Here is a 20530-nt window from a genome sequence, read left to right as displayed (position 1 = left end):
GTCCCGATTCAATGCGTGCGATATAAAAGTGCCAGCAGTCTACCGGGCCATGCTACCCGCCAACATGAACGATATTCATGCAAAACCTGGACATGCTCTAAATCGGCACAGGTTTGTTATGATTCACGCCCTCCGAAATGCCTGACCAGAGTAGTCCCATGTCCGATCGTAGCGCTCGTCTGCAAGCCCTTCACCAAGCCCTCAAGGAACGCATCCTGATCCTCGACGGCGGCATGGGCACGATGATCCAGAGCTACAAGCTTGAGGAAAACGACTACCGCGGCAAACGCTTTGCCGATTGGCCGAGTGACGTCAAGGGCAACAACGACCTGCTGGTGCTCACCCGCCCCGACGTGATCGGCGGCATCGAAAAGGCCTACCTGGATGCCGGTGCCGACATTCTGGAAACCAACACCTTCAACGCCACGCGTATTTCCATGGCCGATTACGGCATGGAAGAACTGGCCTATGAATTAAACGTAGAAGGCGCGCGACTGGCACGCAAGATCGCCGACGCCAAGACCCTGGAAAACCCGGCCAAGCCGCGTTTTGTCGCCGGCGTGCTTGGCCCGACCAGCCGTACCTGCTCGCTGTCGCCCGATGTGAACAACCCCGGCTACCGCAACGTGACCTTCGATGAGCTGGTGGAAAACTACACCGAAGCCACCAAGGGCCTGATCGAGGGCGGCGCCGACCTGATCCTGATCGAGACCATTTTCGACACCCTCAACGCCAAGGCCGCGATCTTCGCCGTACAGGGCGTGTTCGAGGAACTGAACGTCGAACTGCCGATCATGATTTCCGGCACCATCACCGACGCCTCCGGCCGTACCCTGTCGGGCCAGACCACCGAAGCGTTCTGGAACTCCGTCAGCCACGCCAAGCCACTGTCCGTGGGCCTCAACTGCGCCCTGGGCGCCAGCGAACTGCGTCCGTACCTGGAAGATCTGTCGAACAAGGCCAATACCCACGTCTCGGCGCACCCGAACGCCGGCCTGCCCAACGAATTCGGCGAATATGACGAGTTGCCGTCGCAAACCGCCAAGGTCATCGAAGAGTTCGCCCAGAGCGGCTTCCTGAACATCGTCGGCGGCTGCTGCGGTACCACGCCAGGCCACATTGAAGCCATCGCCAAGGCCGTGGCCGGCTACGCGCCGCGCCCGATCCCGGACATTCCCAAGGCCTGCCGCCTGTCGGGCCTGGAACCGTTCACGATTGATCGCAGCTCGTTGTTCGTCAACGTCGGCGAGCGCACCAACATCACCGGTTCCGCCCGCTTCGCCCGGTTGATTCGTGAAGACAACTACACCGAAGCCCTGGAAGTCGCCCTGCAGCAGGTGGAAGCCGGCGCCCAGGTGATCGACATCAACATGGACGAGGGCATGCTCGATTCGAAGAAGGCCATGGTGACCTTCCTCAATCTGATTGCCGGCGAGCCGGACATCTCTCGCGTACCGATCATGATCGACTCCTCCAAGTGGGAAGTGATTGAAGCCGGCCTCAAGTGCATCCAGGGCAAGGGCATCGTCAACTCCATCAGCATGAAGGAAGGCGTCGAGCAGTTCATTCACCACGCCAAACTGTGCAAGCGTTATGGCGCGGCGGTGGTGGTAATGGCCTTCGACGAAGCCGGCCAGGCCGACACCGAAGCGCGCAAGAAAGAAATCTGCAAACGCTCCTACGACATCCTGGTCAATGACGTCGGCTTCCCGCCGGAAGACATCATCTTCGACCCGAACATCTTCGCGGTCGCCACCGGTATCGAGGAGCACAACAACTACGCCGTCGACTTCATCAACGCCTGCGCCTACATCCGCGACGAGCTGCCGTATGCGCTGACCTCGGGTGGCGTGTCCAACGTGTCGTTCTCGTTCCGCGGCAACAACCCGGTGCGTGAGGCGATTCACTCGGTGTTTTTGCTGTATGCGATCCGCAACGGCCTGAGCATGGGTATCGTCAACGCCGGCCAACTGGAGATCTACGACCAGATCCCGGCCGAGCTGCGCGATGCGGTAGAAGACGTGGTGCTCAACCGCACGCTGGAAGGCACTGACGCCCTGCTGGCCATTGCCGACAAGTACAAGGGCGACGGCAGCGTCAAAGAGGCCGAGACCGAAGAATGGCGTGGCTGGGACGTCAACAAGCGCCTGGAACACGCGCTGGTCAAAGGCATCACCACGCACATCGTTGAAGACACCGAAGAATCGCGCCAGTCGTTCGCGCGCCCGATCGAAGTGATCGAAGGCCCGCTGATGTCCGGCATGAACATCGTCGGCGACCTGTTCGGCGCCGGCAAGATGTTCCTGCCCCAGGTGGTGAAATCGGCCCGGGTGATGAAGCAGGCCGTGGCCCACTTGATTCCGTTTATCGAGCTGGAAAAAGGCGACAAACCGGAAGCCAAGGGCAAGATCCTGATGGCCACGGTGAAGGGCGACGTGCACGACATCGGCAAGAACATTGTCGGCGTGGTGCTCGGTTGCAACGGCTATGACATTGTCGACCTGGGCGTGATGGTGCCGGCGGAGAAGATCCTGCAGGTGGCCAGGGAACAGAAGTGCGACATCATCGGCCTGTCCGGGCTGATCACGCCGTCGCTGGATGAGATGGTTCACGTGGCCCGCGAGATGCAGCGCCAGGACTTCCACCTGCCGCTGATGATCGGTGGCGCCACCACCTCCAAGGCCCACACGGCGGTCAAGATCGAGCCCAAGTACAGCAACGACGCAGTGATCTACGTCACCGACGCTTCGCGCGCAGTGGGCGTGGCCACGCAATTGCTGTCCAAGGAGCTGAAGGCCGGCTTCGTCGAGAAAACCCGCATGGAATACATCGACGTGCGCGAGCGTACGTCTAACCGCAGCGCCCGCACAGAGCGCCTGAGCTACCCGGCGGCCATCGCCAAGAAGCCGCAGTTCGACTGGAGTACCTATACCCCGGTGAAGCCGACTTTTACCGGCGCCAAGGTGCTGGACAATATCGACCTCAAGGTGCTGGCCGAGTACATCGACTGGACGCCGTTCTTTATCTCCTGGGACCTGGCCGGCAAGTTTCCGCGCATCCTCGAAGACGAAGTGGTCGGTGAAGCGGCCACCGCGCTCTACGCCGATGCCCAGGAAATGCTCAAGAAGCTGATCGACGAAAAACTCATCAGCGCCCGCGCGGTATTCGGTTTCTGGCCGACCAACCAGGTGCAGGACGATGACCTGGAAGTCTACGGCGACGATGGCCAGCCGATTGCCAGGCTGCATCACCTGCGCCAGCAGATCATCAAGACCGACGGCAAGCCGAACTTCTCCCTGGCCGACTTCGTGGCGCCAAAAGACAGCGGCGTGACCGACTACATCGGTGGTTTCATCACCACCGCCGGCATCGGCGCAGAAGAAGTCGCCAAGGCCTATCAGGACGCGGGCGACGACTACAACTCGATCATGGTCAAGGCCCTGGCCGACCGCCTGGCCGAAGCCTGCGCCGAGTGGCTGCACCAGCAAGTGCGTAAAGAGCACTGGGGTTACGCCAAGGACGAGCAACTGGACAACGAAGCGCTGATCAAGGAGCAATACAGCGGCATCCGCCCTGCTCCCGGCTACCCGGCGTGCCCTGATCACACCGAGAAGGCCCAGCTGTTCCAACTGCTGGACCCCGAGGCGCGCGAAATGCACGCCGGGCGCAGCGGCGTGTTCCTCACCGAGCACTACGCGATGTTCCCGGCGGCGGCGGTCAGTGGCTGGTACTTCGCCCATCCACAGGCGCAGTACTTTGCCGTGGGCAAGGTCGACAAGGACCAGGTCGCAAGCTACACCGCGCGCAAAGGCCAGGACCTGGCCGTGACCGAGCGCTGGCTGGCGCCGAACCTGGGTTACGACAACTGATCGGCTACTGGCCCAGCGCGGCGATCTCCCGCGCTGACAGCACGTTTATCAAGGCCTGGCGCTGCACCTTGTTGGCCTTCTGCAACGCCTCCATCTGCTGGAGGTACGCCGAATTCATGTCGGGGTAGCGATCCTCCAGCGCCGAGGCGCTGTCCGCCAGCGTCTGCTGCACCCGGGCGAACGCGTCCGGGTATTGTTGCTGCAGATAATCGACCCAGTACGTGCGCGCCGTCAGTTGCTCGATGAACAGCGATGTCTGTTCGCGGGCCATGATCGTCGTATAGGCCGCCTCCAGATCGACTGGCCGTACTCCGGAAAGACCTTCGTAGAGCATGCTTGCAGGTTGCCTGGGCAAAGCCAGGCGCCGGGCCAGGCCGATACGATAGGCCAAGCGTATTTCGGCCGGGTCGGTGCCCGGGTTTTCGCGAATCCGCACGCTCGCCACTTCCTCCAGCTGGTCCAGGCGGAATAAGCCTCTGGACAGGTTCAACAGGGCGCGCCCCTTATTGGTGGGGTCGATGGCACGCAGGGCATTGAACTCATAGACTTCGACTTCCAGCGCGTTGAACAACAGCATCCGCCCATCTCCACAGGTCACCGCAAGCCTGGAAGCACGCGCGATGCCCATCAGCCGCTCGCACAAGGCTGCATCGCCATAGGCCGCCTCCAGCACTTGCCAAACCCGCCCGGCCAGGTCGGCGCGGTCGAGTTCAAAGTCTCGGGTATTACGCAGTTGCGCCAGTATGTTGGAGAAATCACCGCTGTCGTCACGGGCGATCACCGTGTCCCATATCCTGTGTTTTTCCGAGTCGAGGGCCACGCCGGCAAACCAGCGGGCCTTTTGCACGTCTGCCGGCTCAAGCTCAGGGTGAACGTCAGGATGTTCGTCATCGGACTCGGCCCCATACCCCGCCAGTTGATCGTCAATTTCCTCGGCACTGAAACCCAGCCCACGCCCGGTTTCGCGTTGATACTCACGCAGGCGGATGAACGCTTCCTCCAGCAGCAGGTTGTCGGACAGATCGGTACCGGCCATCAAGGCAGCATGTTGTGGCTCAAATGCCTCGGCAGGGATGACGGCTATCGGGTAGTTGCTCCTGAGATCCAGACGGGTCAGCGCGGGAGCTTCCAATGCGCCGGTGGGCCATTCAGACAGCCGGTTGCGACTCAGATCCAGGCTTTGCAGGCGGTCGAGACCGGTGAGGTCGAAGGTACTCAGGGCGTTGCGCCCCAAGTCCAACACTTGCAGGCGCGGCAAGTCACGCAGTTGGCGCTGCAACGGCACGTTGGCCGCCAGCGCGTTGTCGTTAATGCCCAGCTCGGTCAGGTCTGCCATCTGCGTTACGGCCTCGGGCAGCGTGCCCATGCGGTTGCCGTTGAGCATCAGGCGGTTCACGCGCGCAAAGGCGCGTAAAAAATCGTTCGAGGCGGCCGTAAGGCGTACACCGCTCAGGTCCAGCGCCCGCACATGGTTGAAGGTAACCGGCAGCGCCGGCAGGTCACCGAGGATCAGGCCGCTCAAGTCCAGCGCAGCGTCACTGGCGGGTGTCTCGATGCCCCGCACGTCGCTCAGCGTCTCTCGCCAGCAGGCCAGCAGCCGATCAGCAGCGCGCCGGCGGTCGGTCGCGTTCACCCACTCGTTACGGTTGCGCACGGCTGGCCTGTCAATCCAGCCATTCAACCGCTCGATCATCTGGGTGTGCTGCGCCTGCCATTGGCGCAGCGCCGTTTCGATCTGCGTGGCACTGACGTCCTGCGCCAGCCATGTGTCGATTCGCTTGCCGGCCTGGGTGGCATCCAGCTGTGGATCCAGGCGCTGCAAGCGCTCGGCCGAGGTCAGCGACGCCTCGGTGGCTTTTGGCGCCAATGCCAGTGGCACTATCAGGTCCGGTTGCTGCGACACCTCGACCGGGAAGAACAGGGGATCGCCGCCGGTCATGCCGGCCGCCAGTACGTTTCGATCAATTCCGAACGGCCTGACAAACATGCTCGCCATGGGTTTTCCGGCGCTGGTGCGGCGGGCAAAAGCCTGCGCAACGGCCAGCGCCGCCGGGCTCAAGCGGCAACCGCGCAAGGTGGTACCGGCCAGCAGCGCATCGTGCCCCGCCAGCGCCGCCTCGGGAATGCCGGTGACCGCACTGTGGCTGAGGTCGAGGAAGCCCAGGCGCGGCAGGTTCAGCACGCCCTCGGGCCAGTCGAGGATCGCGGTCTGCCCCAGGTTCAGCGACACCAGTTCCGTCAGCGACGTGACGCTCAGCCGGCCGACGCGGTTCATCGACAAGTCCAGCCGTCGCAGTGCCTGGAGGCGGTTGAGCCGCGTCTGGGTAGGCGTGGTGATCGTCAGTTCGTTGCCACAAAGATTCAGGTCGCTCAGGTGCTCCAGCGTCTCAAGGGCCTGAGGCAACTCGGTCAGGCGGTTGTGACTCAGGTCCAGTTCGCGCAGCTGCACAAACCGGCCCACGAACGCATTCACCTGCGCCGCCGTGAGCTTTGCGCCGGCCAGGATCAAACGCCGGATCTGCGGGAACACCGTATCGCCCAGCGCCGGTAAATCGCCCGGCGCACCGTATTCGCGCAAGTCCAACGTTTCTCTCATCGGCTCGCCACGGCCTCGCGACGGACCCGCCAGCGGCTCGCGGGCCGCGTACCGGGCAGCCAAAGCGTCACGCCAGCACACGCGCAGCCTGTCCGCCAGCGTCTGGCGATGATGGGAGGGCATCTGCTCGCCCTCGACGCGCACCCCATCGCGGCTCTGCCATTCAACCAGTGGCGCATCCCAGGCGCGATACTCCGCGTGCAGCGCCTCGACTTTATCCAGCAACGCACGGCCGGCCAGGCCGTCCTCGCTGAACGCGGCGAGTGCATTGGCGGCGAAGGCCGGTACGTGCGGCACCAGCGCCTCCAGGCGCCGCTCACAGTGCTGCGCGACGATGTAGGGCTCGTCCACCAGGTGCGCCGGATTGCCCTGCACGTAGTCAAACGCCTTCCGGAACGCCTGCGGTTCCAGCGCCTTCCAGTTCAACCTCAAGCGGCGCCACAAACGCTCATGCCCCGTGAACAGTTCATCGGGCAGTGAGGCGATCTGCACACCGGTCAGGTCCGCCGATTCAAGCGCCTCAAGCGCCAGCAGCCCTGCCGGCCATTCACGCAGGTTGCCGGCCAGCCGCAGCGTACGCAAACGTGGCAGCGCACGGTAATCCAGGGCCGGAAGACTGCCGGTCAGGTGCAACTGCTCCAGCTGGTTCATGCCTTGAAGGGCCTGGGTCAATGCCGGCGAATACTCACCGAAAAACGTCGGCAGTTCGAGCTTGAGCTCAGTGATGCGGGTGAGGCCCGGCAGCGCGTCGGCAAATGCAGCCATGTTGGCTGAGTCAATGAAAACATCGAGGGCTTCAAGCGCGCCAAACTGTTCGAAAAGCGCACCTGCGGCGAGCTGTGAACTGTTGATTCGCAGCTTGCGCACATGGGAAAAATCGGCAGCCCAGGTCGGCAACGGCTCGGTGCCCAACAGATTGAGCTCGAACAACGGCGCTTGCCCGCGGTACACACCGTTTCTCCAGCCGTCAATGAGCCGCTCGGCGATATCGCGTCGGGTTGGCCAGTTGGTTCCGCGAGGATACGCAGGCACGTCGCTTTCGACCCAGGTGTCCAGCGCTGCGCGCAAGCCCTCGAACTCCCTGCGCCGGTTCTCCAACAGGTGAAACACCTGCTGGTCGGAGTCACCGGCAAGCAGTCGACTCCTGACGAACTGCAACGCCTGCTGATCATCCAGATTGGGATAAATGTCCCGCACCCTGGCAACCAACGGCTCGTCGGCAAACCCCACCGCATCACCGCTGGCCGCGTAACCCAGTTGACTGGTAGGGCTTCGGACCCGGCGACCGGCGCCGGGTGTGAGCGGCTCGCGCTTGAGGATGCGCGACATGGCCTCGCGGTGGCTGCACGCGTAGTCCGCCACGTGTTTGCGCAACGCCTCAGCCGGCTCGCCCTGTAAGGACGCGCGTAGCGTCTCGGGCAGCGCGTGCAGCAGCGACTCAAACAGATTGCGACCGTACCGGGGAAGGCTATTGAGTGCCCTGCCCTCGGCATCCAGCAGGCGAAAACTCTCCCCCGCCTTGATCAGGTAATACCGCGTTGCGGCCTGCTCAGTGCCGATGCTGTCCACCAGCGGCCCGTTGATGCCGAGGGACCGTTCTTCTATGCGTATAGCCGGCGACCAACCGGGCAGTTGCTCGAGGCTGTGCAGCGCCAAGCGGTCACTGGCCGCAGAGGCCAGGTTGTCGCGGTACACGCCTGCCAAGGCGCGGCTCACACTGCCCCGATGCAGGTGCTGGCGAATGGCTTTGGCCAGGCGCAGGGACACCCGGCCGCTGCTGCGCAGTTGGCTCAACTCAGCAGCGCCGGCACTGGCCAGCACCCGCTGCGCGGCTTCTGGCGACAGCGACGTAAAACTGCGCTGCAGCGCGCGAATATCCGCCTCTGGCGGCGCTCGTCGGCTCAGGAGGCTGTCGAACAGGGCCTTCTTGCGAGCCTGCGCCTGATCGGCCAGACGCTCTCTGAACACCTGCACCGGATCGGCGCCGGCCGGCATGCTTTCGCGGCCGAGCAAACGGCTGATTTGCGCCTCATTGAGGGCTGCCAGCACGTGCACCGGCAATTGCCCGGCATCGACTTGCGCCTGGGTCATCTTGATCGTGGGCCTTGCGCTGCCCGGCGACTCTGCGCCGAACCGCTGGGAAGTGCCCCAGGGTTCAGGGCCGCTGAACACCTCCACCACCTCCTCGGCCGGCCAGCCCGGCATGTCCACGGCCAGCGGCACCATGAACCGGCAGAGGTCCTCCAGGCAGGCGCCTTCGCGGATTTGTTTAATTACCTCGTCCGCCTGACGGTCTGCCTCGAATAACCGGGCTATCTCCAACAACTCTGGCGGCGGCGCCTGTTGATCCATGTGCAGCTTGCGCAATTGATCATCACTGATCCCGCAGACGTCGGCGATCTGTTCCAGTTGTGCATCGGAAAATGGCTCCATGTGCAGTCCGCAGCGGCGCAGCAACGTGCTGCGACGCCATGCCAACGGCCGCTCGAGCGTGTGCCGCCAGGCACCGTGCCCGTTGTGTTGCACAACCGGCTGATAGGCGTCGATTTCAGTCGGGTGCTTGATCCGCCATTGCTTGCGCACCGGGTCGAAAGTCTTTTCGTAAACATTGCCCTCCAGCGCAATGTAGGTTTTGCCTGCTACCGGGTATTGCCCCAATGCGTTGGGTTCAAGCCCCTTGAGCGAGACGCTGCTTTTGTAGGCCGTAAGGTCGGGATGCCACAAGCGCAGCTTGCCGAACGGCGTGACCACCCGGCTCATGCCGTTGACGAAGCGCGACGGCACAACCGGTGGCGCCCTGCCCGCCACGGCACCCAGCGCGGCCATGAACGCGACGTTCTGCATCACCGAGGCAAGATGCGCCCAGGCCTCTTCGCTGTCGCCAGCGTTCCACGCCTCCACGCCTTGATAAACTTCATAGCCGAGCTGTACGGCGGTGACGGCCATCATCACTTCGCCCAGACCCGGCACCAAAAACGCCGCAACATTGAGTAGGTTCAAGCCCCGCTCGGCCCAGTGCTTGAGGCGATTGACCCAAGCATCGTGATCGACTTGCGCGGTGGGCACCGCCAGCAACTTCGCGTTGGACTTGAGGCGCGCAAGGTGCCGTTCGTACAGATGGCCGAACACCTCGGCGTTGATGAAGGTTTCTTCGGGCCGCAGGTTGACGCTGTCGTTCCAGACTTCTTCGTACATCCCGTGGGCATAGGCCGCAGGGTTGTAATTGGGCCCTGTGGGCAGCGGGTTGGGGTTCCAGCGCATGGTCTTCAATTGGCTTTTAAGCCGCCGAAGAAACGTCTGCGCTTCATCCTGGGCCAAGAAGCCGGTAAAAAAACGCTGGTAGCCCACCGAGCGCAAATTGAGCGCCAACTGCGCGGTGAACGCCTTGAGCGATGCGTACTCCCTGACGGGGTTACGCGGATCACCGGGTATCCACACGATGATTCGACTGTCGCCAACCTGGGGTTTGAGCAGCCCGGCCGCCGGCAGGACAACGTCGATGAGCGTCATCGCGCCCGGCAACGGCTTGCGCGCGCTGGCGCCGATGATCAGCACCTCGCTCACCTGCGTGCCCAACAGGTTCAACTGGCTGTAAGCCACCGGCTTGCCATCCAGGCTCGGTGCGGGATGGGCATCGAGTATCGCCTGCAACGTGGCGTGGGCCGTGGCGCTGAGGGTGCAGCGCAGGCGTGCGATGTGGGCTTGCACGCGCAGCGTGTCTTTGTTTGCCTCGATCATCTGCCGGCGCACCTGCGCCGCAGTGGCTGGCGTCTCAAATACGCAGCTCAGATGTTGCTGGTACTGCTGACCCAGGTCCAGCTCGCGGCACAGGCTGGCAAAATCCGCAGGCTTGATCGACAGCTTGTCGCGCAGGCGGTAACGCCATTTCGCAAACGGATAACGGTCGATTTCATCGTGCGCCAGGGTGTCCAGCGACCCCGCTGGCGCCAACGCGCTGGTTTCCTGCAGCGCGGTTTCATCAAACCGTTCACCGTCTTCGAAGTTGCGCAGCGCGGCTTGCAACAGCGACTGCTGTTCAACCTGATTGGGCGCGCGCAGGTGGAACAGCGCGGTGGTGTTGACGTCGGGTGTTTGGGCGAATGCCTTGTGCAATGCCTCGACCAGCAACGGCTCGGCAAACTCGGTGATGCCTTTGAAGTCTTTCAATGTTGCTGCCAGGGCCTGGCTGGAGGCCTGGCGCCGGCTGCCGCTGTCTTCCAGGGCTTGGCGCAATGCTGGGCTGGCGGCGGCAAATGCCTCGGGGCAGGCGCTCTTGAAGCGCTGCACCGGGTCGCGGGCGCGCTTGAGGGCCTCGATATCCGGCGCGGCCAGGTGTTTGATCCACCCGGGCAAACGGGCCTTGATGAAGGGAGCATGAAGTGAAGGGATGGGCATGTTTGCAGATTCCTGATGCGTCTTGAGGAAGCATCAGAAAATCACGCTGGCGCCCCCCCGAAGCGGTGCACTTTTATGGCCTGCTGCGGGGAATTGACTATGCTTGCTCAGGATCGACCGGATCCGCATGACGAGGGTTTTATGAACGACTCACCCAATAAGCCCCCTACTTTCTGGCAAATGCTGCACAGCGTGATGGCCGCGGCCTTCGGAGTGCAAAGCGGGAAGAACCGCGCGCGCGATTTCACGCATGGCAAGCCCAGCCACTTCGTGATCCTGGGAATTGTGTTCACGGCGGTGTTTGCGCTGACCCTGTTCGCCATCGTCAAGCTGGTGCTGCACCTGGCAGGCGTTTGAGTGCGCTCAAGGCGTTAACAGCTGCAAGCCGAACGGGTAAACGTAACCGGCGGGTTTGCCCTGGGCCGACAGTGCCCGAAAATTCACGCCGTAGACCTGCGCCGCGTTGATGTCCAGCAGACGCTGGGCAAGGTCCGGGCCGATCAACTCAAACAGATCGAGCTTGCGTTCATTCACGCCGTTCTGGCGGATATCCAGCCCCAGCGCATCGTCATGCAGCAATACCATCGCCCAGCCGCCGAGGGTGAAGTGCCCTGCCACCAAAACGCTCAAGCGCCCATCAAGGCGAGCCCGCACTACCTCGGGCGAACTGTTGACGGCGCTGAACAGCACGTCCTTGCCCGGCGTACGCCCAGTGGCTTGCAGCGCCGCCATCGCGCCCAGCGCCATTTCATCATTGGCCGACCACACCAAGGCGGTTTGCGGATAACGTTTGAACAGTTGCGTGGCCTGTTCGAACGCGCGCTGGCGGCTCCACTCGCCATACACCAGCTGGCGCATACGCACGTAGGGGAAATCGACCAGGGCCCGCCGTAAACCCTGCTCGCGCAGCTGCGCCGCCGGCGTGGTCTTGACCCCGGAAAACGCCAGCAGATCGAGGGTTTGGCCGGGTGCGACGGGGCCATGCTGACGCAGCAGCTCTGTGAGCATCAGGTAACCGGCCTCATCATCATTGGCGATAAGACTGCCGAGCCAGTTGGGATAGCTGTGGGCATCCAGCAGTTGCACCTGGTCGCTGGTCAGGGCGTTATTCACGATCAGCAACTTGACCCGGCTGCCCTGAGCCATGCGCAGAATCTGCGGGGCGACGTATTGCTCATTCACCAGCACCAGGTAATCAGGCCGCTCGCTGCCTTGCAGCGCTTCCCGGGCCTGGGCCAGGGTGTTACGAGGATCGCGCTCGGAATAACGCACGCGCAAATCCAGGCCGAGGTCCTTGGCGGCGGCCTGCATGAATTGCGCGTAGTTGACCCAGAAGGTTTCCGTGGACGTGCCAGGGTTGAGAAACACCACCGACGCGGCGTGGGCCATGGCCCCGTACGTCGATCCCAGCAACCACGCACACGTAATAAGAACCTTCAACATAGTTGTCTGAACCTTGAACGTTGACGGCCATGATAGTGGCAATACGACAGTCAATCGAGGTCCAATCAACGCGAGTTTATTGGTGGCTGACCCAGAATACGGCGGTTCCTACCACCAGGATTATCAGAAACAAAATCGCCCAGGCATCAACGGTACTGTCGGGTTTACGGGCTTTGGTCGGATTGCTCATTGCATCGCCTCTTATCGGTTTTATAGGTGATTGCACTCAAACACGATCACAGTAAAGTTGATGATTGCCCGCATGACAAATGTGGGTATCGCGATAACCGTTCTCATTAGTCAATTTGGTTATTTACATATACTCAAACATCACTTTTGCGCATAAACGCAAACTGGTATCGTGCGCCGGCTCCGTTGGGAGTGCGCGGCCGTGCGCGCAGATTTGCCGAGAACAGGACCTATATGTACGTATACGACGAATACGATCAGCGCATCATCGAGGACCGCGTCAAGCAGTTCCGTGATCAGACCCGACGCTACCTAGCAGGTGAACTGAGCGAAGAAGAGTTCCGCCCTCTGCGCCTGCAAAATGGCCTTTATGTTCAGCGCTTTGCGCCGATGCTGCGGGTTGCCGTGCCTTATGGCCAACTGACTTCCCGTCAGACGCGCATGATGGCCAAGATAGCCCGCGACTTCGACAAGGGCTACGCCCACATCAGTACCCGCCAGAACGTCCAGTTCAACTGGCCGGCGCTGGAAGACGTGCCGGACATCCTGGCCGAGCTGGCCACGGTACAGATGCACGCCATTCAGACCAGCGGTAACTGCCTGCGCAACGTGACCACTGACCAATTCGCCGGCGTGGCCGCCGATGAGCTGATCGACCCTCGTCCGTGGTGCGAAATCGTCCGTCAATGGACCACCTTCCACCCGGAGTTCGCCTACCTGCCGCGCAAGTTCAAGATCGCCATCAATGGCTCGACCTCGGACCGCGCAGCCATCGAAGTGCACGATATCGGCCTTGAGCCGGTGCACAACGCAGCCGGCGAGCTGGGTTTCCGCGTGCTGGTCGGTGGTGGCCTGGGCCGTACGCCGGTCGTTGGCGCGTTCATCAATGAGTTCCTGCCCTGGCAAGACCTGTTGAGCTACCTCGACGCCATCCTGCGGGTCTACAACCGCTACGGCCGTCGTGACAACAAATACAAGGCCCGGATCAAGATCCTGGTCAAGGCGCTGACCCCTGAGGTATTCGCGCAGAAAGTCGACGCCGAAATGGAACACCTGCGCGGTGGCCAGACCACGCTGACCGAAGCCGAAGTACACCGCGTGGCCAAGCACTTCGTCGATCCTGAGTACAAGGCCCTGAGCAATCAGGATGCCGAGTTGGCTGCACTCGATCAGCAGCACCCAGGTTTCGCCCGCTGGCGCACCCGCAACACCCTGGCGCATAAAAAGCCGGGCTATGTCGCCGTGACCCTGTCGCTCAAACCCACCGGCGTGGCGCCGGGTGACATCACCGACAAGCAGCTGGACGCCGTCGCCGACCTGGCCGAGCGTTACAGCTTTGGCCAACTGCGCACCTCCCACGAGCAAAACATCATTCTCGCGGACGTCGAGCAAAGCCAACTGTTCACCCTGTGGGGCGAGCTGCGCGAAGGCGGTTTCGCCACGCCGAACATCGGCTTGCTGACCGACATCATCTGCTGCCCCGGCGGCGATTTCTGCTCCCTGGCCAACGCCAAATCGATCCCGATTGCCGAATCGATCCAGCGCCGTTTCGACGACCTGGACTACCTGTTCGACATCGGCGAGCTGGACCTGAACATCTCCGGTTGCATGAACGCCTGTGGTCACCACCACGTCGGCCACATCGGCATCCTGGGCGTGGACAAGAAAGGCGAAGAATTCTACCAAGTGTCCCTGGGTGGCAGCGCCAGCCGCGATGCGAGCCTGGGCAAGATCCTCGGCCCGTCCTTCGCCCAGGAAGCCATGCCCGAGGTGATCGGCAAACTGATCGATGTGTACATCGAACAGCGCACCGAAGATGAGCGTTTCATCGACACCTACCAGCGCATCGGCATCGACCTGTTCAAGGAGCGCGTCTATGCAGCGAATCATTAAGAACAACGAAGTCCTCGACGAAACCTGGCACCTGCTGCCCAAGGACGCGAGCTTCGACGGCATTTCCAACTGCGACGACCTGATCGTGCCGCTGGCCCTGTGGCGCGAGCACGGCCATGCCCTCAAGGCCCGCGACGGCGGCCTGGGTGTGTGGCTGGACGCCGATGAAGAAGCCGAAGAGATCGGCGACGACGTGGAGCACTTCCAGGTCATCGCCCTGAACTTCCCGGCCTTCACCGACGGGCGCAACTACTCCAACGCACGCCTGCTGCGTGACCGCTACGGTTTCAAAGGCGAGCTGCGCGCGATTGGCGACGTGCTGCGCGACCAGCTGTTTTATCTGCACCGTTGCGGGTTCGACGCCTTTGCCTTGCGTGCCGACAAAGACCCGTACGAAGCGCTGGAAAGCCTCAAGGATTTCTCGGTGACGTACCAGGCTGCCACGGATGAGCCGTTGCCGCTGTTTCGTCGCCGTTAAGTTTTCGCGACTGAAAAAGCCCTGGCCTGCCAGGGCTTTTTTTATGGCTTGAGTTTGATTGGTGCCCGCACCGCCTCAATGACGCCGAGCCACGCCAGGGCGGATATTGCCAGTACCGATGACGTAATCTTCACACTCGCAGGTGAACATCCGCCGTGATCGAGCTGTCCTCTACTGATCAGCAGCTTTTAACTCACTGACGATTGGAGTTCTTCATGGCGAAAATCAACCTGGCCCAGCAATTGGCGACCACCCTTGAACAGGCGGGCATCAAGCGCATCTGGGGCCTGACCGGCGACAGCCTCAATGGCTTGACCGACGCCTTGCGCACCATGGACAGCATCGAGTGGATGCACGTGCGCCACGAAGAGGTGGCTGCGTTTGCCGCCGGTGCCGAAGCCGCCGCCACCGGCGAATTGACGGTGTGCGCCGGCAGCTGCGGGCCGGGCAACCTGCACTTGATCAATGGCCTGTTCGACTGCCATCGCAACCACGTGCCGGTGCTGGCCATTGCTGCGCAAATCCCCTCCTCCGAAATCGGCTTGAACTACTTTCAGGAAACCCATCCCCAGGAGCTGTTCAAGGAGTGCAGCCACTTTATCGAGTTGGTGACCAACCCTGCGCAAATGCCTCAAGTGCTGCACCGCGCCATGCGCTCGGCGATTCTTAACCGTGGCGTGGCGGTGGTCGTCATTCCAGGCGACGTGTCGTTGCTGGAAGTGGAAAACACCCTCAAGCCGTGGCCGGCCCTGCATGCGCCGCGCACCTTGCCGGCCGAACAGGACCTGCAACGCCTCAGCGAAATCCTGCAAAGCAGCGAGAAAGTCACCCTGCTGTGCGGCAGCGGCTGCGCCGGTGCCCATGACCAGGTCGTGGCCCTGGCCGATGCCCTTGGCGCGCCGGTGGTGCACGCCTTGCGCGGCAAAGAGCACGTGGAATGGGACAACCCGTTTGACGTGGGCATGACTGGCCTGATCGGGTTCAGTTCGGGTTACCACGCCATGCTCAACTGCGACACGCTGATCATGCTCGGCACCGACTTCCCCTACCGCCAGTTCTACCCCACCGACGCAAAAATCATCCAGGTCGACCGCAATCCGCAGGCGCTCGGGCGTCGGGCCACGCTGGACCTGGGCATTGCCGCCGACGTCAGCGAAACCATCAACGCGCTGCTGCCACGCCTGACGCGCAAAACCGATCGCAGCTTCCTCGAGACTTCGCTGAAGCATTACGAAAAAGCCCGCCAAGGCCTGGACGACCTGGCAGAACCTTCGAAGGCCGACCGGCCGATCCACCCACAGTACGTCGCACGCTTGCTCAGTGAGTTGGCGGACGACGATGCCATCTTCACGGCCGATGTCGGCTCGCCCACCGTGTGGGCCGCGCGCTACCTGAAGATGAACGGCAAACGCCGCTTGATCGGCTCGTTCAATCACGGCTCGATGGCGAATGCGATGCCTCAGGCCATCGGCGCTCAGGCGGCCTTTCCCGGACGCCAGGTGATTTCGATGTCCGGCGACGGCGGCTTCGCCATGCTGATGGGCGATTTCATCTCGTTGGCGCAACTGAAACTGCCGGTCAAAGTCATTGTGTTCGATAACTCATCACTGGGTTTCGTCGCCATGGAAATGAAAGCCGCAGGCTACCTCGATACCGGCACCGAGCTGAAAAACCCGGACTTTGCGGCCATGTCCAACGCGATGGGCATCCTGGGCATCCGCGTGGAGCAATCCGAAGACCTCGAGCCGGCCTTGCGTCGCGCCCTGGCCCATGACGGCCCGGTGCTGGTGGACGTGGTCACGGCCACGCAGGAGCTGGTCATGCCGCCGAGCATCAAGCTGGAACAGGCCAAGGGTTTCAGCCTGTACATGCTCAAGGCAGTGATGAGCGGGCGTGGCGACGAGGTGATCGAGCTGGCGCGTACCAACTGGTTGCGCTGAGCTTCCGTCGCAGGGTGTTTCAGTGGCGCCGGGCCGCGCCATAGCGGACCACCACCTGGGTGACGACCTCGACCATGCGCGGGTCGGCATCCGGCGCGCTGAACAGGCGAAACTCGGCATCGGGCAACGCGGGCAACCCGTGCTCGGCGCCGAGGACCGCCAAGCCTGGGCCCACTTGGCTTTGCGCCATCGGGGCCACGGCAAAACCGGCCGATGCCGCGGCGTGCAACGCCGCATAGCTGGCGCACTGCATGGCGGTACGCTGAGCAATTCCAGCTTGGGCAAGCCGCGACAGCGCCGCCTCGCGGTACGGACAGGGCTCGGGGAACAAGGCCAGTGGCAACGGCGTCGGCAATGCCGCCAGCGGTTGCGCCGACCAGGCCCACACCAACGGCTCGCGCCATAACGCCAGGCCCGGCTCGCTGGACTCGCACAACGAACCAACCACCACATCCAGTTCGCCTTGTTTCATCAAACTCAGCAACGAACCGGGAATGCCCACTTGCACGCTGATATGCAGGCCAGGGTACTGCGCGGCAACATCCTGTAGCTCCCGCAACAAACGCGCCTCTGCGAACTCCTCCGACACGCCTACACGTAGGCTTCCTTCAAACGCGGAACGCGTCAGTTCTGCCCAGGCATCACGATGCAGCGCCAGGATGCCGCGCGCGTAGGCGATTAATCGCTGACCATCGGGCGTCAACTGTTGGGAACGCGTGGTGCGCGTCAGCAGTGGCTTGCCGACCTGTTCTTCGAGGCGCCGCAAATGCCCGCTGACGGCCGATTGCGTCAGGTGCAGGCGCTCACCGGCGCGACTGAAGCCGCCTTCGTCCACGACCGCGACGAAGGTCTTGAGTAGCAAGGCATCAAACATATTCTGATAGGTGATCAATAGGCGATGGAAATACGATTTATATTTCATCGAGCGCTATGTTGCAATGTTCAGGTCATCATTCCTGAGGCCTGTCATGACCACTCTTCTGCATATTGAATGCTCGCCGCGCAAACAGCGCTCTGCGTCGCTGGAAATCGCCCGACAATTTATCGCGCGTTATCAGCACAACGTCCCGGACACCCGCGTGGTGACGCTGGACCTTTGGGCTCTGGACCTGCCGGAGTTTGATGGCCCGATCATGGAGGCCAAATACGCCGGCCTCAGCGGCACGGCATTGACCGAGGAACAGGCGGCGGCCTGGGACTCACTGATGTCGCTGGCGACCCATCTGCACGAGGCCGATCTGCTGGTGTTCTCGGTGCCGCTGTGGAATTTCGCGCTGCCCTACAAGCTCAAGCACTTTATCGACGTAGTCTCGCAGAAGGGCGTGCTGTTCGAGTTCAGCCCGGAGCATGGTTTGCGCGGGTTGCTGCATGACAAGACGGCGGTGAATGTGTATGCGCGGGGCATGGATTTTTCAGCGCCCGACGCTCAGCCGATGGACTTTCAGAAGCCGTACATGGAAGCCTGGCTGGGCTTTATCGGCGTGACCGATGTGCACTCGCTGTCTGTGGAAAAAACTATCCTGGGGCCAGAGGTGGATCAGGCGTCTCGCCAGGCAGCCACCGCGCAGGCCCTGGCGCTGGCGGACCGCCTCGCTTGACTGCGGACCGCGGCAGGCGCCAGCTTGCCGGCGAAGGCGATGTGATGAGCAGCGCCAGGCGTGAGGGCCACTCGCCGACAGGCAGGTTCCTACGCAGGCAGACGCATCAGGCGGACTGCTTTTCTACCCACTTGCCGTAGGCGTCGATAAACGCCTGCAGGAACGGCCTGGTCTTTTCCGAAAGTTTTCCTGCGTCATCAAACACGCTGCCCGCGCCCCCCAGGTACGCTTCTGGTTGCTGCATGCACGGCACATCAAGGAACACCAGCGACTGGCGCAGGTGGTGGTTGGCACCAAAGCCGCCAATCGCTCCGGGCGACACGCTGATGACCGCACCCGGCTTGCCGCCCCAGACACTTTGCCCGTAAGGACGAGACCCTACGTCAATGGCATTCTTCAACGGTGCGGGCACGGAACGGTTGTATTCGGGCGTCACAAACAACACCGCGTCGGATGAACGTACTTGCTGACGGAAACTACTGTAGGCTGCGGGCGGCGATGCTCCCTCGAGGTCTTCGTTGTAGAGCGGCAAATCGCCAATTTCCACAATGTTCAATTTGAGAGTGGCAGGGGCCAGTTCGGCCAGTGCCAGGGCGACCTTGCGGTTGATCGACTCTTTTCTCAAGCTGCCAACCAGGACGGCAATCGTGTAGACCTTGCTCATTGAGGTTTTCCCGACGTTTGACTAAGGAGCTTGCAGTTATAAAGTCTTCGCGGCAGGTTCACCAGAAGGTTTTGATAAATCCGCAGACGTTTGCCGAGCAGTGACTTGCGTAGGAAGACTCTGAAAATATCAACGAATAGTATTTTTTTTCCATAGGTAAACTACCCCGCTCCATGACGGTCTACAGAACCGCAAATCGAGTGTTTATCTCCAGAGGTTCTAAACAGATGGCTGCAGTACTTGTCGGACAGTTCCATGCCAGAGACGCGGAAGGACGCGTGTATTCGGTGCATGAGTTCCAGGAATCCAACCCGGTGCAAGGCGACCTGGCTGGCTCGGCGCCTACCACTACCTACAAGCTGGCCATTGGCGATCGTGTAGAGAAACTGGAAGGCGATGAATTCAAATTGATCCAGTCGGGGACCATTATCGTCCGCGAATCGCAAACGACCCTCGCGTCATAAGATCTCGGCTTATCGACCTGCTCAGTCCTGGCCATTGATGGCATTGACTGGGCTGGGTGATCACGGCCGGCGTATCTGCGTCACTTCCACGCCCTGCTCGCCCTCCATCTGCTTGAGCGTCACCATCAAACGCCCCCGCTCGCCTTCAACCGCATACAACGAACGTTTGTAACCTGGCGCGCCGTTAGCGGGATAGGCCACCACTTGCCTGACCAACACCACCTCCAGCACTGCCCCCACCTGCGCATCCACCTGTTCCTGGGAACGGATAAACGCCTCGAGTGCGCGGCTTTCCGGTGTGTGTTCATCGTGATTATCGAAGAGATAAGCAGCCACGCACCCCACGGTCACCAGCACCAGGAGTTGCTTGGCCGTTACCCCGAAGAAACGTGAGGGAATAGGCATTCCAGACCAGACCTGTTTTTGTTGTATTGGTCGTTATTGATCAGCGCAGCCATTCTAATCAGCTCGATGGCTAATGCCAGATGAATCAGTTGTCGCCGTAGGTAATGTCCTTGTTATCGCCGACCCCGCCCAGCGTACGGTCCTTGCCGAACGAAAACAGGTCGAACGCCGTGTTGGGCTGGGTTGCCGGGTAGTGGTACTGATAGGCAACGCCCCACGGGTCGGTCAACAATTCGTCACTGACATAGGGCCCTTTCCACTGGGCGTCCTGCGCAGGGGGCGTGGTCAGCGCCTCCAGACCTTCCTCATCGGTGGGGTAGCGACCCGTGTCTTGGTGAAACTGCTCAACCGCCTTGCCCAGCTCGGCCACCTGGGCCTTGGCCGTCGCGATCTCTGCCAGCGTTACATCACCAAACAAGCGCGGCCCCACCGCCAGGGCCAGCAAGCCAATGATGACCAGTACCACCAGCACCGCCCAGCGTGTAAAACCTTGCTGGGGTTGCGGTTTGCCTGTGACTGCGGTGTATCCGGGCATTGGAAGGGCTCCCTGTTGAACCTCGGTTGATACGCTCTTTATATGACCCGCTCGTTGCAGC

General features: G+C 61.8%; 13 protein-coding genes. 7 read left to right on the top strand and 6 right to left on the bottom strand.

From position 1 onward, the window contains the following. The first annotated feature begins 158 nt into the window (after nt 1–158). Nucleotides 159–3869: a methionine synthase gene (gene metH, locus AACU78_RS27410; RefSeq protein WP_106578729.1), complete on the top strand. Its 3711-nt coding sequence runs from the start codon at nt 159–161 to the stop codon at nt 3867–3869. 4 nt (nt 3870–3873) lie between these two features. Here the strand turns inward: metH and AACU78_RS27405 are convergent, their stop codons facing one another. Next, on the bottom strand, nt 3874–10860 hold the full coding sequence (locus tag AACU78_RS27405; RefSeq protein ID WP_106578728.1) for an NEL-type E3 ubiquitin ligase domain-containing protein: 6987 nt from the start codon (nt 10858–10860) through the stop codon (nt 3874–3876). Nucleotides 10861–11001: 141 nt separating this feature from the next. On the opposite strand from AACU78_RS27405, the gene AACU78_RS27400 reads away from it, so the two are divergent. After that, a complete protein-coding gene (locus tag AACU78_RS27400; RefSeq protein WP_106578727.1) occupies nt 11002–11217 on the top strand; it encodes a DUF2970 domain-containing protein in 216 nt (71 codons plus the stop codon). A gap of 6 nt (nt 11218–11223) precedes the next feature. Here AACU78_RS27400 and AACU78_RS27395 read toward each other — a convergent pair whose 3' ends face one another. After that, nucleotides 11224–12303, bottom strand: coding sequence for an ABC transporter substrate-binding protein (locus AACU78_RS27395; protein WP_106578726.1), 1080 nt, complete (start codon nt 12301–12303; stop codon nt 11224–11226). Between the two features lie 423 nt (nt 12304–12726). On the opposite strand from AACU78_RS27395, the gene AACU78_RS27390 reads away from it, so the two are divergent. The 3 genes from AACU78_RS27390 to poxB all read left to right on the top strand — a co-directional run bounded on the left by AACU78_RS27390 (nt 12727) and on the right by poxB (nt 16803). Further along, entirely contained in the window at nt 12727–14385 is a 1659-nt protein-coding gene (locus tag AACU78_RS27390) for a nitrite/sulfite reductase (RefSeq protein ID WP_017136919.1), read from the top strand. Then, nucleotides 14369–14863: a DUF934 domain-containing protein gene (locus AACU78_RS27385; protein WP_106578725.1), complete on the top strand. Its 495-nt coding sequence runs from the start codon at nt 14369–14371 to the stop codon at nt 14861–14863. Before AACU78_RS27390 ends, AACU78_RS27385 begins: the two co-directional genes overlap by 17 nt. 215 nt (nt 14864–15078) lie before the next feature. Beyond that, a complete protein-coding gene (poxB, locus tag AACU78_RS27380) occupies nt 15079–16803 on the top strand; it encodes a ubiquinone-dependent pyruvate dehydrogenase (RefSeq protein WP_106578724.1) in 1725 nt (574 codons plus the stop codon). 19 nt (nt 16804–16822) lie between these two features. Here the strand turns inward: poxB and AACU78_RS27375 are convergent, their stop codons facing one another. Next, nucleotides 16823–17677, bottom strand: a complete 855-nt coding sequence (locus AACU78_RS27375) for a LysR substrate-binding domain-containing protein (RefSeq protein WP_106578742.1) — start codon at nt 17675–17677, stop codon at nt 16823–16825. A gap of 94 nt (nt 17678–17771) precedes the next feature. Between AACU78_RS27375 and AACU78_RS27370 the strand changes: the two genes are divergently transcribed. Further along, nucleotides 17772–18401, top strand: coding sequence for an FMN-dependent NADH-azoreductase (locus AACU78_RS27370; protein WP_106578723.1), 630 nt, complete (start codon nt 17772–17774; stop codon nt 18399–18401). A 106-nt stretch (nt 18402–18507) separates the two neighbouring features. Here the strand turns inward: AACU78_RS27370 and AACU78_RS27365 are convergent, their stop codons facing one another. Beyond that, the gene (locus tag AACU78_RS27365; RefSeq protein WP_106578722.1) at nt 18508–19065 is read right to left on the bottom strand and encodes an NADPH-dependent FMN reductase; all 558 of its coding nucleotides are present in this window, start codon (nt 19063–19065) and stop codon (nt 18508–18510) included. A 227-nt stretch (nt 19066–19292) separates the two neighbouring features. On the opposite strand from AACU78_RS27365, the gene AACU78_RS27360 reads away from it, so the two are divergent. Beyond that, nucleotides 19293–19529, top strand: coding sequence for a hypothetical protein (locus AACU78_RS27360; protein ID WP_106578721.1), 237 nt, complete (start codon nt 19293–19295; stop codon nt 19527–19529). A gap of 60 nt (nt 19530–19589) precedes the next feature. On the opposite strand, the gene AACU78_RS27355 is transcribed toward AACU78_RS27360, so the two are convergent. Further along, the gene (locus AACU78_RS27355) at nt 19590–19934 is read right to left on the bottom strand and encodes a hypothetical protein (protein WP_106578720.1); all 345 of its coding nucleotides are present in this window, start codon (nt 19932–19934) and stop codon (nt 19590–19592) included. Between the two features lie 85 nt (nt 19935–20019). Beyond that, nucleotides 20020–20469, bottom strand: a complete 450-nt coding sequence (gene gspG, locus AACU78_RS27350; RefSeq protein ID WP_106578719.1) for a type II secretion system major pseudopilin GspG — start codon at nt 20467–20469, stop codon at nt 20020–20022. Nucleotides 20470–20530 lie beyond the last annotated feature (61 nt).

It is taken from the genome of Pseudomonas sp. R9.37 (genome assembly GCF_963878885.1).
GTDB lineage: Bacteria > Pseudomonadota > Gammaproteobacteria > Pseudomonadales > Pseudomonadaceae > Aquipseudomonas.
This window is presented reverse-complemented; position numbering and strand designations above follow the sequence as displayed.

What these genes read in the sequence shown, in the direction of transcription:
- metH (WP_106578729.1), top strand. Translation starts at nt 159, where the DNA reads ATGTCCGATCGTAGCGCTCGTCTGCAAGCCCTTCACCAAGCCCTCAAG.
- AACU78_RS27405 (WP_106578728.1), bottom strand. Translation starts at nt 10,860, where the DNA reads ATGCCCATCCCTTCACTTCATGCTCCCTTCATCAAGGCCCGTTTGCCC.
- AACU78_RS27400 (WP_106578727.1), top strand. Translation starts at nt 11,002, where the DNA reads ATGAACGACTCACCCAATAAGCCCCCTACTTTCTGGCAAATGCTGCAC.
- AACU78_RS27395 (WP_106578726.1), bottom strand. Translation starts at nt 12,303, where the DNA reads ATGTTGAAGGTTCTTATTACGTGTGCGTGGTTGCTGGGATCGACGTAC.
- AACU78_RS27390 (WP_017136919.1), top strand. Translation starts at nt 12,727, where the DNA reads ATGTACGTATACGACGAATACGATCAGCGCATCATCGAGGACCGCGTC.
- AACU78_RS27385 (WP_106578725.1), top strand. Translation starts at nt 14,369, where the DNA reads ATGCAGCGAATCATTAAGAACAACGAAGTCCTCGACGAAACCTGGCAC.
- poxB (WP_106578724.1), top strand. Translation starts at nt 15,079, where the DNA reads ATGGCGAAAATCAACCTGGCCCAGCAATTGGCGACCACCCTTGAACAG.
- AACU78_RS27375 (WP_106578742.1), bottom strand. Translation starts at nt 17,677, where the DNA reads ATGTTTGATGCCTTGCTACTCAAGACCTTCGTCGCGGTCGTGGACGAA.
- AACU78_RS27370 (WP_106578723.1), top strand. Translation starts at nt 17,772, where the DNA reads ATGACCACTCTTCTGCATATTGAATGCTCGCCGCGCAAACAGCGCTCT.
- AACU78_RS27365 (WP_106578722.1), bottom strand. Translation starts at nt 19,065, where the DNA reads ATGAGCAAGGTCTACACGATTGCCGTCCTGGTTGGCAGCTTGAGAAAA.
- AACU78_RS27360 (WP_106578721.1), top strand. Translation starts at nt 19,293, where the DNA reads ATGGCTGCAGTACTTGTCGGACAGTTCCATGCCAGAGACGCGGAAGGA.
- AACU78_RS27355 (WP_106578720.1), bottom strand. Translation starts at nt 19,934, where the DNA reads ATGCCTATTCCCTCACGTTTCTTCGGGGTAACGGCCAAGCAACTCCTG.
- gspG (WP_106578719.1), bottom strand. Translation starts at nt 20,469, where the DNA reads ATGCCCGGATACACCGCAGTCACAGGCAAACCGCAACCCCAGCAAGGT.